At 64.9% G+C, this 20,527-nt stretch carries 20 protein-coding genes; 10 read left to right on the top strand and 10 right to left on the bottom strand.

Going from position 1 to position 20,527, the window contains the following annotated elements; translation table 11 throughout:
• Positions 1-62: 62 nt before the first annotated feature.
• Entirely contained in the window at positions 63-821 is a 759-nt protein-coding gene (locus AC0L2F_RS22480; protein ID WP_473249882.1) for a S1 family peptidase, read from the bottom strand.
• Positions 822-931: 110 nt separating this feature from the next.
• Here AC0L2F_RS22480 and AC0L2F_RS22475 point away from each other — a divergent pair, with 110 nt between their 5' ends.
• Positions 932-1,567: an HAD-IA family hydrolase gene (locus AC0L2F_RS22475; protein WP_473249881.1), complete on the top strand. Its 636-nt coding sequence runs from the start codon at positions 932-934 to the stop codon at positions 1,565-1,567.
• A gap of 131 nt (positions 1,568-1,698) precedes the next feature.
• Here the strand turns inward: AC0L2F_RS22475 and mtnA are convergent, their stop codons facing one another.
• The 3 genes from mtnA to AC0L2F_RS22460 form a co-directional block, all read right to left on the bottom strand.
• On the bottom strand, positions 1,699-2,808 hold the full coding sequence (gene mtnA, locus AC0L2F_RS22470; RefSeq protein WP_473249880.1) for an S-methyl-5-thioribose-1-phosphate isomerase: 1,110 nt from the start codon (positions 2,806-2,808) through the stop codon (positions 1,699-1,701).
• An 18-nt stretch (positions 2,809-2,826) separates the two neighbouring features.
• Positions 2,827-3,702, bottom strand: a complete 876-nt coding sequence (locus AC0L2F_RS22465) for an S-methyl-5'-thioadenosine phosphorylase (protein WP_007615935.1) — start codon at positions 3,700-3,702, stop codon at positions 2,827-2,829.
• A 184-nt stretch (positions 3,703-3,886) separates the two neighbouring features.
• The gene (locus AC0L2F_RS22460; protein WP_007615936.1) at positions 3,887-4,159 is read right to left on the bottom strand and encodes a phosphopantetheine-binding protein; all 273 of its coding nucleotides are present in this window, start codon (positions 4,157-4,159) and stop codon (positions 3,887-3,889) included.
• A 357-nt stretch (positions 4,160-4,516) separates the two neighbouring features.
• Here AC0L2F_RS22460 and AC0L2F_RS22455 point away from each other — a divergent pair, with 357 nt between their 5' ends.
• The 4 genes from AC0L2F_RS22455 (at position 4,517) to AC0L2F_RS22440 (ending at position 10,714) form a co-directional block, all read left to right on the top strand.
• The gene (locus AC0L2F_RS22455; protein ID WP_473249879.1) at positions 4,517-5,734 is read left to right on the top strand and encodes an acyl-CoA dehydrogenase family protein; all 1,218 of its coding nucleotides are present in this window, start codon (positions 4,517-4,519) and stop codon (positions 5,732-5,734) included.
• A 64-nt stretch (positions 5,735-5,798) separates the two neighbouring features.
• Complete coding sequence (locus tag AC0L2F_RS22450; protein ID WP_007615940.1) at positions 5,799-6,779, top strand: amino acid--[acyl-carrier-protein] ligase; 981 nt, start codon at positions 5,799-5,801, stop codon at positions 6,777-6,779.
• Positions 6,780-6,814: 35 nt separating this feature from the next.
• Entirely contained in the window at positions 6,815-7,690 is an 876-nt protein-coding gene (locus AC0L2F_RS22445) for a hypothetical protein (protein ID WP_007615942.1), read from the top strand.
• A 156-nt stretch (positions 7,691-7,846) separates the two neighbouring features.
• On the top strand, positions 7,847-10,714 hold the full coding sequence (locus tag AC0L2F_RS22440; RefSeq protein ID WP_473249878.1) for a PAS-domain containing protein: 2,868 nt from the start codon (positions 7,847-7,849) through the stop codon (positions 10,712-10,714).
• 21 nt (positions 10,715-10,735) lie between these two features.
• On the opposite strand, the gene AC0L2F_RS22435 is transcribed toward AC0L2F_RS22440, so the two are convergent.
• Entirely contained in the window at positions 10,736-12,433 is a 1,698-nt protein-coding gene (locus AC0L2F_RS22435) for a bifunctional diguanylate cyclase/phosphodiesterase (protein ID WP_063996462.1), read from the bottom strand.
• Between the two features lie 221 nt (positions 12,434-12,654).
• Between AC0L2F_RS22435 and AC0L2F_RS22430 the strand changes: the two genes are divergently transcribed.
• Positions 12,655-12,915 carry a hypothetical protein gene (locus AC0L2F_RS22430; protein WP_007615945.1) on the top strand — a complete coding sequence of 87 codons (261 nt, stop codon included), beginning with the start codon at positions 12,655-12,657 and terminating at the stop codon, positions 12,913-12,915.
• Here AC0L2F_RS22430 and AC0L2F_RS22425 read toward each other — a convergent pair whose 3' ends face one another.
• The 3 genes from AC0L2F_RS22425 to mtgA form a co-directional block, all read right to left on the bottom strand.
• Complete coding sequence (locus AC0L2F_RS22425; RefSeq protein ID WP_063996463.1) at positions 12,916-13,563, bottom strand: hypothetical protein; 648 nt, start codon at positions 13,561-13,563, stop codon at positions 12,916-12,918.
• 143 nt (positions 13,564-13,706) lie between these two features.
• Positions 13,707-13,889: a 50S ribosomal protein L32 gene (rpmF, locus tag AC0L2F_RS22420; protein ID WP_007598106.1), complete on the bottom strand. Its 183-nt coding sequence runs from the start codon at positions 13,887-13,889 to the stop codon at positions 13,707-13,709.
• 169 nt (positions 13,890-14,058) lie between these two features.
• The gene (gene mtgA / locus AC0L2F_RS22415; protein ID WP_063996464.1) at positions 14,059-14,733 is read right to left on the bottom strand and encodes a monofunctional biosynthetic peptidoglycan transglycosylase; all 675 of its coding nucleotides are present in this window, start codon (positions 14,731-14,733) and stop codon (positions 14,059-14,061) included.
• 160 nt (positions 14,734-14,893) lie between these two features.
• On the opposite strand from mtgA, the gene AC0L2F_RS22410 reads away from it, so the two are divergent.
• Complete coding sequence (locus AC0L2F_RS22410) at positions 14,894-15,817, top strand: polyprenyl synthetase family protein (protein ID WP_007615948.1); 924 nt, start codon at positions 14,894-14,896, stop codon at positions 15,815-15,817.
• A 7-nt stretch (positions 15,818-15,824) separates the two neighbouring features.
• Positions 15,825-16,517: a DUF1345 domain-containing protein gene (locus AC0L2F_RS22405; protein ID WP_473249877.1), complete on the top strand. Its 693-nt coding sequence runs from the start codon at positions 15,825-15,827 to the stop codon at positions 16,515-16,517.
• A gap of 53 nt (positions 16,518-16,570) precedes the next feature.
• Here AC0L2F_RS22405 and AC0L2F_RS22400 read toward each other — a convergent pair whose 3' ends face one another.
• Both AC0L2F_RS22400 and AC0L2F_RS22395 read right to left on the bottom strand, forming a co-directional pair.
• Positions 16,571-18,361, bottom strand: coding sequence for a caspase family protein (locus AC0L2F_RS22400; RefSeq protein WP_473249876.1), 1,791 nt, complete (start codon positions 18,359-18,361; stop codon positions 16,571-16,573).
• A gap of 180 nt (positions 18,362-18,541) precedes the next feature.
• Positions 18,542-18,970, bottom strand: coding sequence for a GFA family protein (locus AC0L2F_RS22395; RefSeq protein WP_473249875.1), 429 nt, complete (start codon positions 18,968-18,970; stop codon positions 18,542-18,544).
• A 90-nt stretch (positions 18,971-19,060) separates the two neighbouring features.
• Between AC0L2F_RS22395 and AC0L2F_RS22390 the strand changes: the two genes are divergently transcribed.
• Together AC0L2F_RS22390 and bla are read left to right on the top strand one after the other, a co-directional pair.
• A complete protein-coding gene (locus AC0L2F_RS22390; RefSeq protein WP_473249874.1) occupies positions 19,061-19,435 on the top strand; it encodes a nuclear transport factor 2 family protein in 375 nt (124 codons plus the stop codon).
• A gap of 192 nt (positions 19,436-19,627) precedes the next feature.
• Positions 19,628-20,497, top strand: a complete 870-nt coding sequence (gene bla / locus AC0L2F_RS22385; protein ID WP_473249873.1) for a class A beta-lactamase — start codon at positions 19,628-19,630, stop codon at positions 20,495-20,497.
• Positions 20,498-20,527: the final 30 nt, after the last annotated feature.

The following is a 20,527-nucleotide window of genomic DNA, read 5'->3' as shown; positions in this document are numbered from 1 at the left end:
GACGGACGTGGTTGCCCATCGCGCTTCCGCTTCAAGATGACATAGATCAGGGCGCGGTCAAATCACAGCGCCGCACCCCAGCTCCGCGCGGTCTGCAAGATCCACTCGCGATAGAGCGTGAGCGGCGTGACACCGGTCAGCCCGCCGCAGCCGGCGGCTCCGTTCGGCCCCGTGGACCAGCTGATGACGCCGACGAGCACGGCTCCGGTCGGCTTGTCCTCGAACACGGGACCGCCGGAATCACCGGTGCAGGCGCCAATTCCGTCGCGAACACCGTTGGTTACGGGGTCGACCAGCCGGATCTGGAGCGTGCCGGGCTGCCCCGTCGCAACGAGGCCGGCAACGCGCGTCGCGCCGCCACTCTTGCCGTCGCCACGCACGGTGACGCCGATACCGGCGATGACGAAGCGGCTGCCGACCTGGATCGGAATAGTCGGCGCACCGACGGGCACCGTCGATTTTCCCTTGAGTGGAATTTCCAGTTGCAGCAGCGCCAGGTCGGCGGTAGCGCGATGCGCTTGCATCGCCTGCATGTTGAAATTCGGATGGATTGCGACGGTGCGGACATCCAGCAGTTGCGGCTGCCCGTCGGTGCCGCGATCGACGATCTTGTAGTCCGCGCCGGGCTGCACGCAGTGGGCAACGGTGAGCACCAGCTTTGGCGCAACCAGGGTGCCGGTACAGAAATTGCCGCGGGAGCCGACGATCGTGACGACGGCGCGCGCGACGCCATCGGCCTGCGGCGTGCCGCCACCAACGATGGCATAAGCGGGCGTGGCGAGCAGCAGCGCGGCCGTAGTGAGGGTTACGAGCTTCTTCATGGGAACACGCTTTGGTATCGGGTCGGTGACGGCGGTGGGATGGCTTCGGACTGGTCCTTGCCGATAGCGCATGCTAGCGCTCTTGGAAAGGAATTGACGAGGGCGGGATCTTGACGATCGAGGCTGTGATCTTTGATTTTGGCGGCGTGCTGACGAGTTCGCCGTTCGAGGCGTTCACGCGGTTCGAGACAGAGCGTGGCCTGCCCATCGACATCATCCGGCGCACCAATGCCGCCAATCATCTGGAAAATGCCTGGGCCAAGTTCGAGCGCGCCGAGGTCGACATCGACACGTTCGATCATTTGTTCGCGACGGAGTCACTCGCGCTCGGCGCGGAGGTGCGTGGCCGCGATGTGTTGCCGCTGCTTCAGGGCGATCTGCGCCCCGAGATGGTGGAAGCGCTGAAGCGCATCAACGCGCAATTCAAGACCGGCTGCATTACCAACAATCTGCCGGCCAATGCGATCGGCAGCATGACCGGGCGTTCACTCTATGTCGCCGAGGTGATGGTGCTGTTCGACCATGTCATCGAGTCCGCCAAGATCGGCCTGCGCAAGCCCGACCCGCGCATCTATCAGCTGATGGTCGAAACGCTGAAGGTTGATCCAAAGAATTGCGTCTATCTCGACGATCTCGGCGTCAATCTGAAGCCGGCACGCGAGATGGGCATGACGACGATCAAGGTGACCAGCGGCGCCCAGGCGATCGCCGAGCTCGAGGCCGCAACAGGATTGAAGCTGAGCTAGCCGCGCTGCCTGTGCCTCATCCTGAGGAGCGCGCCCTTGCGCGCGTCTCGAAGGATGAAGGCCTCACTGGGGCTCCTCGCCCTTCGAGACGCCGCGCAAGCGCGGCTCCTCAGGGTGAGGGATTACACATCCTACTCCGCCGCGGCGGCGATCCGCTCCGGAAACGCCGCGGCAAGTGAAGCACGATCAGGCTTCAGCACGCCGCGCTCGGTGATGAGACCGGTGACGAGCCTCGCCGGGGTGACGTCGAAAGCATAATTCGCGACCGGCGAGCCCTCCGGCACGATGCGCACCGTCTCAAGTCTTCCGTCTGCGGTGCGGCCGGTCATGTCGGTGACTTCCGTGCCGCTGCGCTGCTCGATCGGGATGTCGCGGATGCCATCATCAACGGCGAAATCGATCGTCGGCGACGGCAGCGCGACATAGAACGGCACGTTATTGTCGTGCGCGGCGAGCGCCTTCAAATACGTGCCGATCTTGTTGCAGACGTCGCCATTGGCGGCAACGCGATCGGTGCCGACGATGGCGAGATCGACCATGCCGTGCTGCATCAGATGACCGCCGGTGTTGTCGGGAATCACCGTATGCGCCACGCCGTGATGGCCGAGCTCCCAGGCCGTGAGCGAGGCGCCCTGGTTGCGGGGACGCGTCTCGTCGACCCAGACATGAATCTTGATGCCGCGCTCATGCGCGAGATAGATCGGCGCCGTCGCCGTGCCCCAGTCGACGGTCGCAAGCCAGCCGGCATTGCAATGGGTCAGCAAATTGACGGTCTCGCCCGGCTTCTTCTTTGCGACGATCGCCTCGATGAGTTTCAGGCCGTTGCCGGCGATGCCGCGGTTGATCTCGACGTCCTGCTCGACGATCTCGTCGGCGCGCGCATAGGCAGCTTCGGCGCGCTCCAGCGGATCGATCGGCGCGAGGCTCGCGCGCATCTCGTCCAGCGCCCATTTCAGATTGATCGCCGTCGGCCGCGCCACCACGAGCGTGTCGTAGGCACGCCTCAGGCCGGCGTCGGAGGCGTCCTCGCGCATCGCCAGCGCCATGCCGTAAGCCGCGGTCGCGCCGATCAGCGGCGCACCGCGCACCAGCATGTCGCGGATGGCGAGGGCCGCGTCCTCGCATGAGGTCAGCTTCGCAACGATGAACTCATGCGGCAGCCGGCGCTGGTCGATCGCGCCGACCGACCAGCCGTCGCGCTCACGCCAGATGCTGCGGAAATGTTTGCCGTCGACCTTCATGGCATTCTGCCTTTCGTATCACGTCCGCAGGATGCGCCCTGCCACCGCATCGAGCTTCTTCAAGAGCTCGGGATCGCGCGCCTCGGGCGCGGTGATCAGCGCGGTATCGAGCGCGCGGTCCGAGCCGATCGGGCACGGCTCATGCTCGCGCGGGAAGTCTTTCGCCAGCCGCGCCACCAGCGCTTTTGCCTTGTCGGCATTCGAGCTCAGAACGCGGATGATGTCCTGCACGGTGACGGCGTCGTGATCGGGATGCCAGCAATCGAAATCCGTTACCATCGCGACGGTGGCGTAGCAAAGCTCGGCCTCGCGCGCGAGTTTCGCCTCGGGCATGTTGGTCATGCCGATCACGGAATAGCCCAGCGTCTTGTAGGTCATGCTTTCCGCATAGGTCGAGAACTGCGGTCCCTCCATGCAGACATAGGTGCCGCCGCGCGCAAACGCGATGCCCTCGGCTTCGGCCGCCGTGGCAAGATGGATGCGCAGCCGCGGCGAGACCGGGTGCGCCATCGACACATGCGCGACGCATCCCCTCCCGAAGAACGAGCTCTCGCGTTTGTGGGTACGATCGACGAACTGGTCGACAAGAACGAAGGTTCCCGGCGGCAGTTCCTCCCTGAACGAGCCGCAGGCCGACAGCGAGATCAGATCGGTGACCCCGGCACGCTTGAGGACGTCGATATTGGCGCGATAGTTGATGTCGGAGGGCGACAGCCGGTGGCCCTTGTCATGGCGCGGCAGGAACACGATCGGGAGGCCGGCAATGGAGCCGCGCCGCAGCGGCGCCGACGGCTCACCCCAGGGGCTCTTGATCACCTCTTCGCGAGCGTCCTCCAGCCCCGGCAAATCGTAGATGCCGGAGCCGCCGATGATGCCCAATACCGCCTGCGTCATGCCTGCTCCACCCCGTTCGCGCCTTCGCAATCCCGTGGAGAAGCTATGCCAGTTTTACGTCGGTTTTGGAACGGGGTGTGGGTACCGATGCCGAGACGAGCGGAAAGCGCTCGCCACACATTCGGTGTCGTCCCGGCCTAGTGCGCAATTGCGCACTAGGCCGGGACGACGCCGGAAATCTCGATTATGCCGCGACCGCCGACTGCAGCTGGGTCGCGACCATGCGCTCCAGCGTCTCGACGGACTGGAAGTTCTCCGGTGTGATCTCGGACTGGGGAATCGTGAAGTCGAACTCGGCTTCGACGCCGAGCATCAGATTGACCATGTCCATCGAGGTCAGGCCGACGTCGACGAGCTTGGCCTGCGGCGTGACCTCGGTGGAGAGCGAGTTCTGGGCGAGGATGCCCTTCACCAGCTTGATGATGCGATTGCGCAATTCGGTATCGAAAGCCTGCATCGGTAAATTCCCATCTGTCGACATAGGTCGGACCGGTTGCCCGCTACGATGGGCACGGCGGGCCGATCCTGCAATGGACGCCACCATTACTTCGCGTTTCTTAGTAAACGATGACTCAGATTGTCTGGATTTCCGGCTTCTTACAGATCCCTAACGCGATCGCGGGAATCCGGACGATGCAAACAACCCGAACTTAACTGTTCGTTCGGAATTGGGCTTTGTTTACCCTCTATTTCATCGACGAATTTGAATTAAATCCGTAGCCTCATCTCATAAGCAAAGATGGTCGAAGGATCGCTCAAGCGGCATCGCGAATGATGCCGGCGATCCTGAACGGCAAACCGGAGGCGGACGAGTATGAACGTGCGTGAAGCAGTCCTCACTGTCGACGAGGCGCAGACGAGCTTTCTCGAGCAGGGTCCGTCCCTCGTCGAGCGCGCCGCCCGGACCGCCACCGTGGCGGCAGCCGACGCAGACGGGGTCGATCGCGATGCCCGCTTCCCGCACAAGGCTTTCGAGGTCGCGCGTGAGCAAAAGCTGCTCGGCGTCATGATCCCGGCCGAGTTCGGCGGCTTCGGTGCCTCGATCCATGACGTCACCGACGTCTGCTACACGCTCGGACGCGCCTGCGCCTCCACCGCGATGATCTACGCCATGCACACGACAAAAGTCGCCTGCATCGTCAGGCACGGCCACGGCATCCCCTGGATGGAAACCATGATGCGCCGGGTCGCGCGCGACCAGTGGCTGCTCGCCTCCTCCACCACCGAAGGCCAGAACGGCGGCAACATCCGCGCCAGCGCCGCCGCCGTCGACGTCGCCGGCGATACCGTCTCGCTGCTGCGCGACGCCACCGTGATCTCCTACGGTGCCGAGGCCGACGGCCTCGTCACCATCGCCCGCCGCGCCACCAACGCGTCTGCGTCCGACCAGGTGCTGCTGGCGCTCGCCAGGGACGATTATTCGCTGAAGCGGACGCTGGGCTGGGAAACGCTCGGCATGCGCGGCACCTGCTCGACCGGTTTCGAGCTGAAGGTCGACTGCCCGACCGACCGCGTCTTCCCGGAATCCTACGACAAGATCCACGCCCAGACCATGACGCCGTTCGCGCATCTGTGCTGGTCCTCGGCCTGGGCTGGTATCGCTGCAGCCGCAGTCACCCGCGCGCAGGCTTTCGTCCGCAAGGCGGCCCGCACCTCAGGCGGTCAGATGCCCCCGGCAGCCGCGCATTTCACCGCCGCCAAGATGTCGCTGGCCAAGCTGCGGGCGCTGATATCGGCCAATATCGACGCCTTTGCTCGCGCCGAGCACGACGAACGCGCGCTCGGCTCGCTCGACTTCCAGTCTTCGATCACGCTTCTGAAGGTGCAGGCCTCGGAGCTCGCGGTCGAGACCGTGATGCATGCGATGCGCACCGCTGGCCTTTCCGGCTACCGCAACGACGGTGAGTTTACCATGGGCCGCCACCTGCGCGACGTGCTGTCGTCGCCGATCATGATCAACAACGACCGCATTCTGGCCAATGCCGCAACATCGACCCTGATGAGCGGCGTGCCGACAAGCCTTCGGGACTGACGAGCTTTCGAGACCGACGTGCCTTCGTTCAATAAGAATAATTTCAGATAGCAGGAAGCCGAACATGAACATTGTTGTTCTCCCCAACTCGCCTGAGACCGCGCCGCAGATCGTGGATCCGCTGGATCATCTCGCCGAGAAGCTGTTCCATCCCATGGGCTCGGACGGCGTCTATGCCCGCACCGCGCTTTACGAGGGCATCGTCGAAAAGCTCGCCGCGCTGATCACGAGCCATCGCGAGGCCGGCACTGAAGTGATGCGCTTCCCGCCGGTGATGAGCCGGTCTCAGCTGGAAAAATCCGGCTACCTCAAGAGCTTTCCGAACCTACTCGGTTGCGTCTGCGGCCTGCACGGCACCGAGCGCGAGATCAACGCCGCGGTCAGCCGCTTCGATGCCGGCGGCGACTGGACCAGCTCGCTCTCGCCGGCAGACCTCGTGCTGTCGCCGGCGGCCTGCTATCCCGTCTATCCGATCGCGGCGAGCCGCGGCCAGTTGCCGAAGGGCGGCCTGCGCTTCGACGTCGCCGCCGACTGCTTCCGCCGTGAACCGTCAAAACATCTCGACCGGCTGCAATCGTTCCGGATGCGGGAATATGTCTGCATCGGCAGCCCCGATGACGTCGCCGATTTCCGCGAGCGCTGGATGGTGCGGGCGCAGGCGATTGCTACCGATCTCGGTCTCACCTTCCGCGTCGATTACGCGAGCGATCCGTTCTTCGGCCGCGTCGGTCAGATGAAGGCGGTCAGCCAGAAGCAGCAGCAGCTCAAGTTCGAACTGCTGATCCCGCTGCGCTCGGAAGAGCAGCCGACCGCTTGCATGAGCTTCAATTATCACCGCGAGCATTTCGGCACGACCTGGGACATCAAGGACGCCAATGGCGAGCCGGCCCACACCGGCTGCGTCGCTTTCGGCATGGACCGCCTGGCCGTCGCCATGTTCCACACCCACGGCACCGACCCTTCCGCCTGGCCCGCCAAGGTGCGGGAGATCATGGGCCTGCAGCCGCAAATCGCGGCCGATGCCCACGGCGAAGGCTGGCGCTAACGGAACGAGGCTTCATTTCCACGGGAAAGACGAGCGTGATCCATACCAAGGTCCGATGCCGCGAGATCACCGAGTCCGACGTCGATGCGGTCGCCGACTTGCTGACGCGCGGCTTCGTCGGCCGCTCGCGCAGCTACTGGATCCAGGGCCTGCGCCGGCAAGCCTTCCGGCCGGTACCGGATGGCTACCCGCGCTTCGGCTACATGCTCGACAATGGCGGTACGCCGGTCGGCGTGCTGCTGCTGATCTACACGGCGCGGAGGGACGACGATGAGACCGCCATCCAGTGCAATTTGTCGAGCTGGTACGTCGATCCGGCCTACCGCAACTACGCCCCGCTCCTGACCAAGATCGCGCAGCGGCACAAGGACGTCACCTATCTCAACATCAGCCCGGCGCCGTGGACCTGGCCGATCATCGAGACGCAGGGCTTTCGCGCCTATTGCAGGGGTATATTCTTCTCTGTGCCTGCGCTGGCACGCGTCCCACGCTGGAGCACGATCGAAGTCATCTCGCAGCACGCCAAGACGATCGACGGGCTTTCCGATGCCGAGACCGAACTCTTGACGCGGCACGCGCGCTACAATTGCCTCAGCCTCGTCTGCCGCACGCCGAAGGGAGCGTTCCCCTTCATCCTGCAACCGGTGCGCATCCGCCGTGGCATCATTGCGCCGCCCGCGATGAAGCTGATCTACTGCCGCAACGCGGCCGAATACACCGAATGCGCGGGCCGCATCGGCCGGCTGCTGCTGCGGCTCGGCAAGATCGCGGTCGCCGTCGATTCCAACGGCCCGGTTCCCGGCCTCGTCGGCATCTACACCGAGCGTCGCGGCCGCAAATATTTCAAGGGCCCGCACCGGCCGCAACTCGCCGATCTCACCGATACGGAACTCGTGCTGTACGGGCCGTAGGCCGCCTCGCATGCCCTCTACATTGGCAGCATCCCTGCATCGCCGGTCACCCTCCGTAAACTACGGCGCTTAAGGGAATTTTCCTGCCTCTTCGCTAGCCTCGGCGGCTGAATTACCTTGCGTTAGGTCTATTGCGCGCCGAGACCCCGCCGCCCCATGACGTCGATCCGAAACAACGAGATTGATGCACGCCGCGAGCAGGGTCCGAAGGCCCTGGTCGGGCTGAGCCAGCTTGCGCTCGACCACATGGAGCAAGGCGTCTGCGTCTACGATGCCGCCAACCGGATCGTGCTGGTCAATCAGCGCTATCTCAGCCTGTTCAACATGTCGGCCGAGAAGGTGCGGGTCGGCACGAGCTACCGTGACGTGCTCGCCCACAGCGTGGCCCTCGGCAACATCCCCGCGGGGGAAGTCGACGCACTCTATGCCGCGCGCATGGCGCGGATCGCAGCCGGCCAGCCGTTCCGGACTCAACAGACGCTCGCGAGCGGCCTCGTCATGGCGCTCGAGCTGAAGCCCCTCCCCGGCGGCGGCTGGATGACGATCTGCGACGACATCAGCCGCCTCGCCCGGGTCGAGGCGGAGCTGCGCGTGCAGACCGAGCGCAGCCGGCACGCGCTCGCCAACATGTCGCACGGGTTGATCATGTACGACGCCGACAGCCGCGTCGTCGTCTGCAACGATCGCTTCCTGAAGCTCTACAATCTCGACCCGGACATCGTGAAGCCGGGCGTCTCGCATGGTACGGTCATCGAGCATTGGATGTCGCGCGGCAACCTGCCGGGCATGCCGGGTGAGGAATTCCACGACACCAGGCTGGAGGACGTGCGCACCAGGAAGACGAAAACCTTGCTGGTGATGCGCTATGACGGACGGATGGTGCAGGTGGTTTCCCGTTTTCTGCCCGACGGCGGCTGGGTGACGGTGCACGAAGACGTCACCGAGCGGCTGCAATACGAGGAGATGCTGAGGCAGCAGAATTTCATGCTCGATGCGGCGCTGGAAAACATGGCGCACGGGCTCGCCTTCTACGACAGCGACATGCGCCTGCGCGTCTGCAACACCACCTACCGGAAGATCTATCGGCTCTCGCCGGAGGAAGCCAAGCCAGGCACGCATCTCGGCGAACTGATCGAACGCTCGATGGCAAACGGCGCGTTCTCGTCCGAGTATAGTCCGCAACAACTCCTGGAAGCCGCCAGCGCAAGAATTGCGGACCGCAACTCCTCGCCGATGCGCCGGCGGATGTCGAACGACACTACGATCTCGGTGCGCTATTGCGCCCTGGCCGAGGGTGGTTTTGTGGCCACCTACGAGGACATCACCGAACGCGAGCACGCAGTCGAAGAGCTGAGCGAGCAGTATCGGCGCTTCGACGCGGCCCTGAACAACATGAGCCAGGGCCTGTGCATGCTCGATTCGGACTTGCGTGTCATCGTCTGCAATCGGCGCTATATCGAGATGTACGGACTGTCACCCGAATTGGTGAAGCCGGGTGTGTCGATGCGTGAGATCATGGAGCACAGCTGCGAGCTCGGCATCCATCCAAACACCACCGCCGCGTGGCTCTATGCCGACTATGTCGAGAGGCTGCGCGAGGGCGAGCACACGCTGCACCGCTATTTGAGCGACGGCCGCATCATCAAGCTCAATCACAAGCGGATGGAGCATGGCGGCTGGGTCGTCACCTATGAGGACGTCACCGAACGCCACAAGGCCCAGGCCCGCGTGGCGCACATGGCGCGGCACGATTCGCTCACCGACCTGCCCAATCGCACGCTATTCCGCGAAAAAATGGGCGAGGCGCTTAACCAGGTCGCGGTCGCCGGCGGCGCGATGGCCGTGCTGTGCTTCGACCTCGACAATTTCAAGACCGTCAACGACCGCCTCGGCCACGCGGCCGGCGACCGGCTGTTGCGCTGGGTCGCGGCGCGGCTGCAGGAGAATATCGGCGAGCACGACACCGTCGCGCGGCTCGGTGGCGACGACTTCGCGGTTCTCCAGCGCGGACCGCAGCCGCAATCGGCAGAAAGGCTCGCACGCCGCCTGGTCGGGATCATCGGTCACCCGCCGCCGCTGGAGAACCAGTCGATCCATGTCGGCGTCTCCGTCGGCATCGCAATCGCGCCCGATCACGGGCTCGATGCCGACGAGTTGATGAAATGCGCCGACCTCGCGCTTTACCAGGCCAAGGCCAAAGGGCGCGGCGCCTATCGGATGTTCGAGCCCGAAATGGAGGAAGAGGCTCGCAGCCGGCACGCGCTGGAGCGCGATCTGCGCGGCGCGCTGGAGGCCCGTGAATTCCACCTGGCGTTCCAGCCGCAGGTGCGGCTCGATACCACCGAACTTACCGGCTTCGAGGCGCTGCTGCGCTGGAAACATCCCTCGCGTGGACTCGTCTCGCCGGCCGAATTCATTCCGATTGCGGAAGAGAACGGGCTGATCGTTCCGATCGGAGAATGGGTGCTGCGCACGGCCTGCGCGACCGCCGCGACCTGGCCCGATCTCACCGTCGCCGTGAACCTGTCGCCGGTGCAATTCCGCTCGCGCGGGCTGGTGACGATGGTGACGAGCGCGCTTGCGGAGGCCGGATTGCCGCCGCATCGGCTCGAGCTCGAGCTCACCGAGACGGCACTGCTCGACGACAGCGAAGCGACGATCGAGATCCTGCACCAGCTCCGTGCGTTGGGGGTGCGCGTCAGCCTCGACGATTTCGGCGTCGGCTATTCTTCGCTGAGCTATTTGCGCAAGTTTCCGTTCGACCGCATCAAGATCGACCGCTCCTTCGTCGGCACGCTCGGCGAAAGCCCTGAGAGTATGGCGATCGTCCGCACCATCGCCAGCCTCGGCTCGGTGCTCAACGTCGAGACCACGGCAGAAGGCGTGGAGACGATTGAACAACTCGACTTCGTCCGCGAATGCGGCTGCACCGCCGTACAGGGATATTATTTCGGCAAGCCCTCCCCGGCCGCGGAGGTCGTGCGAGTTATCGAGGGCCTTAACGCAGTACTGCGGGTGGCGTAGGGATCCGGCTCAGATTGACCCCTAACCTGCTGCGGGCAACGCGCTGTCCGGCGGCGGCGCGCCCCAGGGGCGGTCGGCTGAGGCGAGCCCGATCAGGCGGCCCTGAATGTAGTCGCAGCCCCAGTCGCGCAGCATGTTCGCAGCTTCTTCGTCCTGCACCCATTCGGCCACCGTCTTGATGTCGAGGCGGCGGGCGAGGTCGATCAGGGTCTGCACGAAGGCCCGGTCGTCGGCGGAACGAGTGATGTTCTGCACGAACGCGCCGTCGATCTTGACGATGTCGACGCCGAGCTTGCGCAGATTGCGGAACGAGGTGTAGCCGGCACCGAAATCGTCGATGGCGATGCGGCTGCCGAAATTCTTCAGCCGCGTGACGAAGCCGCGCACGTCGTCGATGTCCTGGATCGCGACGGTTTCGGTGATCTCGACGATCAGCCGCTCGGCGACGCCGGGATGGGCCCGCATCAGCGATTCGATTCCGGCCCACCAATCCGGATCCATGGTGGTGTCCGGCGAGATGTTGAGGCTGAGGCAGATGTCGGGCGCGGCCGCGAGCTCGGCGACCACGAGCTCGAGCACGCGGTGATCGACCAGGCGGATCAGGCCGAGCCTTTCCGCGACCGGCACGATGTCGGGCGCGAGCAGCACCTGGCCGTCGCCCTGGTCCATCCGCACCAGGCATTCGTGAAAAGCGCACTCGCGCGAGAGAGCAGCAACCACCGGCTCATAGGCCAGCTTGATGCGGCGCTCGTTCAGCGCGGTGACGATCTCGTCGGTGACGCGGATGTTGACGCGGCGCTGGGCGTCGCGCGCGGCATCCGGGCGCCAGGCGGCGAACGAGCCGACGCGACGTTGTTTCGCGGTGTCCAGGGTCTCATGGGCGCGATTGACGGCTTCATCGGTGTTGCGGGCATAGCGCGGCACGCTGACCGCGCCGATCGAGGCGGTGACCGACACCGGGCCGGATTTGGTCGGCACCACCTCATCGCGGATGCCGACGAGGAAGCGCTCGGCGGCGACGTTCATGTCGTCGACGGTGCAGTTCTTCAGGATCAGCCCGAACTTGTTGCCGGAGAAGCGGCCGAGCACGTCGCCACCGCGCAAGCGCGCGCGAATGCGCGTGGCGACGTCGAGGATCACGGCGTCGGCAACGTCGAAGCCGAAGGCCTCGTTGACACGCGCGAGATGATCGATGCCGACCAGCATGAAGGCCGCGGTCGAGCGGAAACGGGTCGTCTCCTCGATGGCCTCGGCCAGCGCGGCTATCAGATGCGAGCGATTGAGCTCGCCGGTCAGCGGATCGAGCCGGGCCAGCTTCGTCAGTTCCTCGTCGCGGGCGTGGCGTTCATTGTTGATGCGGACGGAGCCGATCGCACGCACCGGGCGGCCGTCGGGGCCGGCGAACCAGCGGCCGTTCTCCTCGATCCAGACCATGGGATCGGCGGCGCTCATGCGCACGCCGTACTCGACCCGGTAGGGCGTGCCGTCGGCGCCATGCACGGCTGAGGTCTGCGCCAGCGCGGCGGTTCGCTGTGATTGCGCGGGCTCGATCAGCCTGGCGAATTCGGCGCCGGTGGCCAGCCGTTCGGCGGGAATCCCGGGAAAGATGGCGCTGACCTGCTCACCCCAGACGATGACATCGCTGGCGATGTCCCAGGCGAACACGGCCTGGCCGAGGGCGGCCAGGATGTCGGAGGCTTGCGGCAATGCGGGGGTCAAAATCGCCTCGTTTCGGGACAGCGGGGAGTCCTGAGCTGGCACAGGATAAAGCCAGATTCGCCATTGACCCTAGGCAAAGTTGATAAACAATTTGGAAACCACGTTTCTTCGCGTGCAGGAACCAAACCGGCCCGCCCGGCATAGGCCTTGCGAGTACATGACACGCACCGGCGCCAGCGTCTCGAAACGCGACAATCGTGGCCGGGTCAACGGTGATTGCGATGTTGAGTACCGATCGATCGAACGCCTCGGACAACGGCACGGGCTCGGCCCTGGTGCCGCTGATGCCGATTCTGCAGTGGGTCCACAAGGCACCGCTGCCGCGCCCCGACCCCAGCTTCGTCGCCCAGCTCATTGCCAATGCCGAGCACCTGCCCCAGGCGAGCCGGCTGCGCCGCGCGTCTTCCGAGGATGCGCAGGTCGCCTATGGCAGCAAGCGCCCGCTTCCGAGCGTCACCGCACGCACGCGGCAGATGGCTTGATCAGCGCGGTGCGTCGGGAGACGGCTGGGTGCCGTTGCCCGGCTGCAAATGCGGCGACGGGATTTCCGGCGAGGGCGTACTCACAGGCTTCGGCGCCGGGTGATCCATCAGCACGGATTCGGCGACCGATTGTGCCGTAGGCGCCGGCGGCTCCGCCGGAGCTGGTTGCGGAGCGGACACTGGCTCGAACTTGGGCTCGAACGTCCCTTCATCCGCCGGCGTCTCGGCCTGGCGCTTGGCCTTGCGGCGCGCGGGCACCGTCGTTTCGGTGACATAAGCGACGCGGCGGCGGGTGCGCTGGGCGATGCCGCCGAGGAAATCGGCCATCGCGAGCAGCACCAGAAGGAAATAGGTGGAGTTGCCGAATTTCGGCCACATCACGAATTCGGCCGCTGCCGCGCCGAACACGATCAGCGACAGCAGATGATCCATCAGGAATTTCGCGCCGGGCCGCGCGCCTTTGACCACTTCGAGCAGCAGCAGCACGATACCTAGCGCGAGCATCACGTCGGCGAGCGTGACCGGCCAGGCCTCGCCCGTGATCATCGGCACCCTGAACAGCACGTCCGTAAAGGACACGCTCGGCATCAGGAAGGCGATGATGTTGTAGACCGCGAGCGGGATCAGGAGCAGCGGGAAACCGACCATCGGCGAAATGCCTTCTCGATCAAGATATCCAGACAGGACAATGCGGCGGCGAAGCATTGGCTCCGCCGCCGTCACTGTCATATCTCATGGATTGGCCGAAATCAGGCAGGCGAAATCATCCTACCTGGGGAAAGGTCCCGAACTCAGGACTCTTTCTTCTTCAGGACCTGACGGCCCTTGTACATGCCGGTCTTGAGGTCGAGATGGTGCGGACGACGGAGTTCGCCGGAATCCTTGTCTTCCACATAGGTCGGCTTCTTGATGGCGTCAGCCGAGCGGCGCATGCCACGGCGCGACGGCGAGGTTTTTCTTCTCGGAACGGCCATTTCAGTATCCTCTAGGGATTGGTGTCATCAGGGCATCGTCCGCGGAGGGACGGCTCAGCACCCGCAAACCGAGGCGAGCTGAATGCCGGTCAAGGCCGGGCTTATAGAGGAAGGCCTGCCTTAAATCTAGGGCTCCGGGGCCGGAAAATGCGCCCGAAAAGGACCGAAATCAGCGATTCTCCCGCCAGCAGGTCGAAAGTGAACTCGCCTGTGCTCGCGCCACATAGGTCCCCGCCAGCCGCCGGACACCTGGTCCCGGCGTCCTGGCGCTGCGTTTGACCGGATTCGGCAGAATCGAGGCCAGAAGCGCTGCCTCGCGGGGGGAGAGGTTCGCCGCCGATTTGCCGAAAGCATAGGCGCTGGCGGCCTCGGCCCCAAACTGGCCCTGTGGTCCCAGTTCGGCGATGTTGAGGTAAATCTCCAGGATCCGTGCCTTGGGCAGGACGAGATCGATCCACAGCGCCAACGGGAATTCCAGCGCCTTGCGGACGAAGTCCCGCCCCTGCCAGAGGAACAGGTTTTTCGCCACCTGCTGGGTGATGGTGGAAGCGCCCCGGAACGGGGTGCCGTCCTCCTTCGCATCGTCTATCGCCTCACGCAGCGCACCCCAGTCGATGCCGTGATGCTTGCAGAAATGGGCGTCCTCGGCCGCCACAACCGAGCGTGGCAGCGAGGGCGACATCGCCGCCAGATCGATCCATTCCCGCTGCATCGGCGCACCCCGAAGTGAGCGCCAGATCATCAGCGTCGAAACGGGATGGCCGGCACGGTAGAACGGCGCGACCACATAGGGCGCGAGAGCCGCGACCGCGAGCGCCAGGAGAAGGGTTTTGACGACGCGCAAATCAACCTTTCCGGCGCAGAACGAAACGCGGCCACGGGCCCGGCATTAAGTCTGTGATAATTCGGGCCTTTTCCAGCACTTTTTAGGCCTTCCAAACGATTGACTGAGGCGGGCGCATAAAGGATTGTCCCGCCGAATTTTAGTTCTGGAGTCCTTCTTGATGACCGGCACGTCCCCGTCCGATTTCGCCAAACGTCTGGACAAGACCGCTGATGACACCGAGGCCCTGCTCGGGCGCCTGCTGTCGGACGACATCCTGCCTGATGAGATCGCCCGGCCCAAGCGACTGATGGACGCAATGCGCTATTCGAGCCTCAACGGCGGCAAGCGCCTGCGGCCCTTCCTGGTGGTCGAGAGCGCGGCCGTGTTCGGCGTGCCGCGCGAAGCCGCGCTGCTCGCAGGTGCGGCGCTCGAATGCATCCACTGCTATTCGCTGATCCATGACGATCTGCCGGCGATGGACAATTCGGACCTGCGCCGCGGCCGCCCGACCCTGCACAAGAAGACCGACGACGCGACCGCGATCCTCGCCGGCGACGGCCTCCTGACACTCGCCTTCGACATCATCACCCGCGACGAGATCCATCGCGACGCCAATGTGAGGCTTTTGCTGACCCGCGCACTGGCGCGCTGCGCCGGCATCGGCGGCATGGTCGGCGGCCAGATTCTCGACCTCGCCGGCGAAGGCCGCTTTGGCGGCAACGAGCCGATCGACGTCGCCCGCATTCAGCAGATGAAGACCGGCGCGCTGCTGCGCTACGGCTGCATCGCCGGCGCGATCCTCGGCCAGGCCTCGCAAAAGGAATATCAGGCGCTGGACGATTACGGCCGCGCGCTCGGCGAAGCCTTCCAGATCGCCGACGACCTGCTCGACGTCGAAGGCGATGCCGCCGCGCTCGGCAAGCCTGCCGGCGCCGATGCAGCGCTCGGCAAGACCACCTTCGTCACCCAGCTCGGCATCGAAGGCGCCAAGCAGCGCGTGCGCGACCTGCTCGCGCGCGCCGACAGCGCGGTCTCGATTTTCGGCGATCGCGCCGCCGTGCTGCAAGCGGCTGCGCGGTTCGTGGCCGAACGGAAGAGCTGATAGCTCGATGGCGGGCGGCAGCAAGGAAGACCCCGCCCTCGCCCGCTTTCGCAAGATGTCGCGGCCGATGCGGCTGATTTATGCGCGTCCGCGGACGTTCATATCGCTTGCCGTTGGTATTCTCGTCTGCCTGCTCATCCCGGGTTCGCACCGGCTGGTCACGCGGTTTCTGTTCGGCTGGGATGCGTTGATCGCCGTTTATCTGGTGCTGGTCTACGCGATGATGCTGTGCAACGATCACCAGCACATCCGCCGCGCCGCAGCGATGCAGGACGACGGTCGCTTCGTGATCCTGCTGGTGACGGCGATCGGCGCCTTCGCCAGCATCGCCGCGATCGTCTCCGAGCTTGGAACGCCGCATCGCGGCGTCCTGGAGCTGAGCATCGCAATCACCACCATCGTATTGTCATGGGCCGCCGTGCACACGATCTTCGCGCTGCATTACGCGCATGATTATTACCGGCACGCCACGCCGGGCGGCCTTCAGTTTCCCAGCGGCGACAAGGAAGACCACGCGGATTATTGGGACTTCGTCTATTTCTCGTTCGTGATCGGCATGACCGCGCAGGTCTCCGACGTCGGCATCTCAGACAAGACGATCCGCCGCACGGCCACGGCGCACGGGATCGTGTCGTTCATCTACAACACGGCCTTGCTGGCCCTGACGGTGAACATCGCGGCGAGCGCGATTTCAACGTGATTCCCGACATTGTGGCGGCTCCGCCATGACGATGTCGGAAACCAGTGCCCTTGTCAGTTGCAGACCTCGGCATTGGCATCGACGTGAGGGCCGCCGCCGCCGCGATACACAAGGTGACAGCCGCGCCTGACCGGCCGGCAGAGGAGATCATTGCAAAAAATCTGACCGCTGCCGCCCGCGGCACCGTAGCCGCCCGCCCCGCCAGCAGCAGCGCCACTGGCCTGACGACGCTGCCGTGCGGGACGCTCATCGCTGTCGTCGCGCTTGGCGGTCGCAGGTTTGGCCGGCTTGGCCGCACGCTGCTTTTCGCACTCATTGTCAGCGTTGACCGCATATCCTTCGCGGCAGACGATCTTGCTGCACTTGTCGCCGTCGGCTTTGAAACCATGCTCGCAAACCAGCGGGCAGACGCGTGAAGGCTTCGCCTTGACTGTATCGAGCGCGTCAGTGCTCGCCACCTTCACGTCGAGCTTGGTGCCGGCATAGCGGTTGAACTGCGACAGCGAGCGCTGCGAGGACGTATTCCAGTTGCCATCGGCGGCGCCGGAGAAGCAGCCGACCCGGCCGAGCTCGGTCTGCACCGATCGGCTGAGATCGGCCGGCGCGGTGGCCGGCGTCAGCGACGCGACGTTGGTGCCGGCTGGGCTTGCCGTGCTGGCTGGCGCTGCACCCGGCGCCGCGGCGGCGAGATTGACCCGCTGCTGCTCGGCGGCGGCCGCCTGCTGCTGCGCCTGCTCCTTGGCCTTTTGCGCGGCAAGCTGTACCTGCTCGGCAGCCTTCGCATCGGCAGCTGCCTTGGCCTGCGTATCCTTCTGCGCGCCAAGTGCGGCAAGACGATCGCGCTCGGCCTCGGCCTGTTTCGCCTTCTCGGTGGCCGCCGCATGAGCCTGCTCGGCGCCGATCTTTTCGAGTTGAAGCTTGGCGAGGCTCGCATAGAAGCCGTCGGAATGCTGGGCGAGGAACGCCTCCCATGCCGGCCTGTTGCCGACCTGGAGCGCGAGTTCGTAGTCGCGGCGGATGTCGGCTTGCGGGTTCGGCGCGGGCGCAGCGGCAGCCGCAGCGGTCACCTTGACCGGCACCAGCGGCACGTCTTCGCCGCCGAGCGAGCCATAGACGAACGGCTCCTGCTTGTTACCCGTCGACTTGAGCACGTCGTCGCGCACGAAGCCGAAGGCGCGACGGACGTCGAGGCCCGGCGTCGTCAGATGCTTGGACAGCGCCACGGTAAAGGGGCTGTTCGCACCGTCGCCATCCTGCGCCGTGAAGCCGGCCTTGGCCGAATAGGCGATCAGCGTGTTGGGGCTGGTCGGCTCAACCTGGGCGAGACCACGGCCGATGCCGCGCGAGGCGACCGTGCGCTTCATGGTCTTGGCGAACGGATTGTCACGGCAGGCATCCAGGATCACCAGGCGAAGCTGCTTGGCCGGTTCGACCGCGACCAGGACGCGGTCGAGGGAGAGCGCCTCGTCAAAGACGTCGGTGTCACGCTCCAGCTTGGCGTCGACAGGGATCAGGTAGTTCGAGCCTTCGACCTCGATGCCGTGACCGGCATAATAGACCACGGCGATATCGGCATCGCGGGTCCCGTCGGCGAATTCGCGCAGCACGCGCCGGGTTTCCTGCGCCGTCAGGTCGTGCCGGGAATCGACGATATCGAACCCGGCCTCCTTCAGCGTCCTGGCCATCACCGAACCGTCATTGACCGGGTTCGTCAGCGACGGCGCATGCTGATAGGCGGAATTGGCGATCACCAACGCGGCGCGCTTTCCGGCGAAAGCGGGCCCGGTGCCGAATAGGAGCGCGACGGCGAGGAGAAGGGGGCAAAGTCTGAGCAATTTGCGCATGACACGACTTCCGGGTTCAGGGCCATTCGAGCCCCTTTGGGACGGCTTTAGCAGGGTCCGTCGCGGACGCTTGTGACGGAGGTCACGAAGGTGGCGCTGGCGGCAGGCCGAAAGGCCCCTTTTGTTTGTCGCGCCAGTGCGGTCGCGGTTCGCCGACAAACAGGCGCGCAGCAGGTTCCCTCAGGCATCCCCGATGTGGCCCCGATATTGAGGCAGATTGTCCGTAATCTCGTGCCAGGGCGCCTTCGAGCCCACGAAAATGTGGGCGTTCGGTCGGATCGAGGGGGCATCGACCAGGGTTCCCATGGCGACATGGACCCATTTTCCCTCGCGCACCCGGGAATAAAGCAGCGAGCCGCAGCGGGCGCAGTGGGCGTCATGGGTGGTGTCGTCACCGTAGATGGTGCGCTGGTTCTCGCCGCTGACGATGCGGAACTTGCTCTGCTCGATGCCGGCGAACGGCTTGAAGGCGGCGCCGGTGGTGCGGCGGCAATTCGAGCAGTGGCAGTTCATCGCATAGGAGAACGCGTCCGCCACTTCGTAGCGCATGGCGCGGCAGTAGCATTCGCCAATCAGGAAGGAAGCGTTCGAATTCTCTGATCCGGTCATCACCGCGTCCTAGCAAATGGTACGGACACCATAGCGCATTTTGATGTGTACGACTAAGTTCGCCCTGAGCCATCATTCAAAGGGATGACCATGAGCCAGAGCCGTTCGAGCGTCGAAGCCGTCGTGCAATCTTACTTCGACGGACTTTACGAGGGCGATGCCGAAAAGCTCGGCGCCATTTTCCATCCCTCCGCCGATTTGCGCTGGGTCGAGAAGGGCGAGCTGCAGGTGCTGACCGTGCCGGACTGGCTCGACCGCGTGCGCAAGCGCCCCTCCGGCAAGGCCGAAGGCAAGCCGCGCGAGGATGTCATCGTCACGATTGACCGTTCGGACGACAAGACCGCCTTCATCAAGGTCCGGTGCCAACTGCCGCCGCGTTTTTTCACCGACTATCTGGTGGCGATGAAGCTCGCCGATGGCTGGCAGATCGTGTCGAAGTCTTATCGGTATGACCTGCGGGAGTGAGGGGGGCCTAATCTTCCGCTGCCCGAAATCGGGCACACTTGTTCCACATCCTCCGTCATTGCGAGCGAAGCGAAGCAATCCAGAGTCTTTCCGCGGAGGCAGACTGGATTTCTTCGCTGCGCTCGCAATGACGATGCGGATGGAGTGCATGCCGCATCTCCACCCCGCCCCCGTCTCGCCCAAGAGTCCCCCATGCTTCTCGACCGCCGTTCGCTGCTCGCCTCGCTGTGCTGGATTGCCGCTTCCCCTGCGCTCGCCGCGGACGCGCAGCCTGAGCTTGAAACCTATGAGCGCGAGAGTGGCGGCCGGATTGGGGTCTATGCCGAGAACCTCGCGACCGGCGCAAAGCTCGCCTGGCGCGCTGACGAACGGTTCGTCATGTGCTCGACATTCAAGGCTTCGCTCGCGGCTTGCGTGCTGGCGCGGGTCGATCGTGGCGAGGATGAGCTTGCGGCCATGATCCCGTACGGCAACGTCGACCTGCTGGAGTACGCACCGGTCGCCAGGCAAAACATTGCGGCCGGCGCAATGTCGGTCACCGAGATGTGCAAGGCGATCGTCGAGCTCAGCGACAACACCTGCGCCAATTTGTTGTTGGCACGGATCGGCGGTCCCGCCGCACTCACCGCGTTCTGGCGGTCGCTCGGCGACGCCACCTCGCGGCTCGACCACAACGAGCCCGAGCTGAACCGCTCACCGCCCGGCGATCCCCGGGACACCACGACGCCCGCGGCGATGGCAGGCAATCTGCGCCGGCTGGTGACGGGCGAGGCGCTGTCGACCACCTCGCGCGCGCAGCTCACGGAGTGGCTGGTGGGCTGCAAGACCGGCGCGAACCGGCTGCGTGGCGGGCTCCCCGCAAGCTGGAAGATTGGCGACAAGACCGGCAACAACGGTAAGGACGCCTCGGGCGATATCGCGGTGGCCTGGCCCAAGCCCGATACGAAGCCCGATGCACCGATCCTGATCGCGGCCTATACGCAGGGCGGCACGCCGAGTGCGGCGCAGATCGAAACCGTGTTCGCACGCATCGGCCGCATGGTGGCCGAGCGGCTGGCGTAAGCCGCACACATTGACCTTACGACCGCTTCC

The organism is Bradyrhizobium sp. Ken64 (assembly GCF_055807555.1).
Note: the sequence above shows the minus strand (reverse complement) of the source record. Positions and strands in the feature narration are given on the sequence as shown.

What these genes read in the sequence shown, in the direction of transcription:
- AC0L2F_RS22480 (WP_473249882.1), bottom strand. Translation starts at nt 821, where the DNA reads ATGAAGAAGCTCGTAACCCTCACTACGGCCGCGCTGCTGCTCGCCACG.
- mtnA (WP_473249880.1), bottom strand. Translation starts at nt 2,808, where the DNA reads ATGAAGGTCGACGGCAAACATTTCCGCAGCATCTGGCGTGAGCGCGAC.
- AC0L2F_RS22465 (WP_007615935.1), bottom strand. Translation starts at nt 3,702, where the DNA reads ATGACGCAGGCGGTATTGGGCATCATCGGCGGCTCCGGCATCTACGAT.
- AC0L2F_RS22460 (WP_007615936.1), bottom strand. Translation starts at nt 4,159, where the DNA reads ATGCAGGCTTTCGATACCGAATTGCGCAATCGCATCATCAAGCTGGTG.
- AC0L2F_RS22455 (WP_473249879.1), top strand. Translation starts at nt 4,517, where the DNA reads ATGAACGTGCGTGAAGCAGTCCTCACTGTCGACGAGGCGCAGACGAGC.
- AC0L2F_RS22450 (WP_007615940.1), top strand. Translation starts at nt 5,799, where the DNA reads ATGAACATTGTTGTTCTCCCCAACTCGCCTGAGACCGCGCCGCAGATC.
- AC0L2F_RS22440 (WP_473249878.1), top strand. Translation starts at nt 7,847, where the DNA reads ATGACGTCGATCCGAAACAACGAGATTGATGCACGCCGCGAGCAGGGT.
- AC0L2F_RS22430 (WP_007615945.1), top strand. Translation starts at nt 12,655, where the DNA reads ATGTTGAGTACCGATCGATCGAACGCCTCGGACAACGGCACGGGCTCG.
- AC0L2F_RS22425 (WP_063996463.1), bottom strand. Translation starts at nt 13,563, where the DNA reads ATGGTCGGTTTCCCGCTGCTCCTGATCCCGCTCGCGGTCTACAACATC.
- rpmF (WP_007598106.1), bottom strand. Translation starts at nt 13,889, where the DNA reads ATGGCCGTTCCGAGAAGAAAAACCTCGCCGTCGCGCCGTGGCATGCGC.
- AC0L2F_RS22410 (WP_007615948.1), top strand. Translation starts at nt 14,894, where the DNA reads ATGACCGGCACGTCCCCGTCCGATTTCGCCAAACGTCTGGACAAGACC.
- AC0L2F_RS22405 (WP_473249877.1), top strand. Translation starts at nt 15,825, where the DNA reads ATGGCGGGCGGCAGCAAGGAAGACCCCGCCCTCGCCCGCTTTCGCAAG.
- AC0L2F_RS22400 (WP_473249876.1), bottom strand. Translation starts at nt 18,361, where the DNA reads ATGCGCAAATTGCTCAGACTTTGCCCCCTTCTCCTCGCCGTCGCGCTC.
- AC0L2F_RS22395 (WP_473249875.1), bottom strand. Translation starts at nt 18,970, where the DNA reads ATGACCGGATCAGAGAATTCGAACGCTTCCTTCCTGATTGGCGAATGC.
- AC0L2F_RS22390 (WP_473249874.1), top strand. Translation starts at nt 19,061, where the DNA reads ATGAGCCAGAGCCGTTCGAGCGTCGAAGCCGTCGTGCAATCTTACTTC.
- bla (WP_473249873.1), top strand. Translation starts at nt 19,628, where the DNA reads ATGCTTCTCGACCGCCGTTCGCTGCTCGCCTCGCTGTGCTGGATTGCC.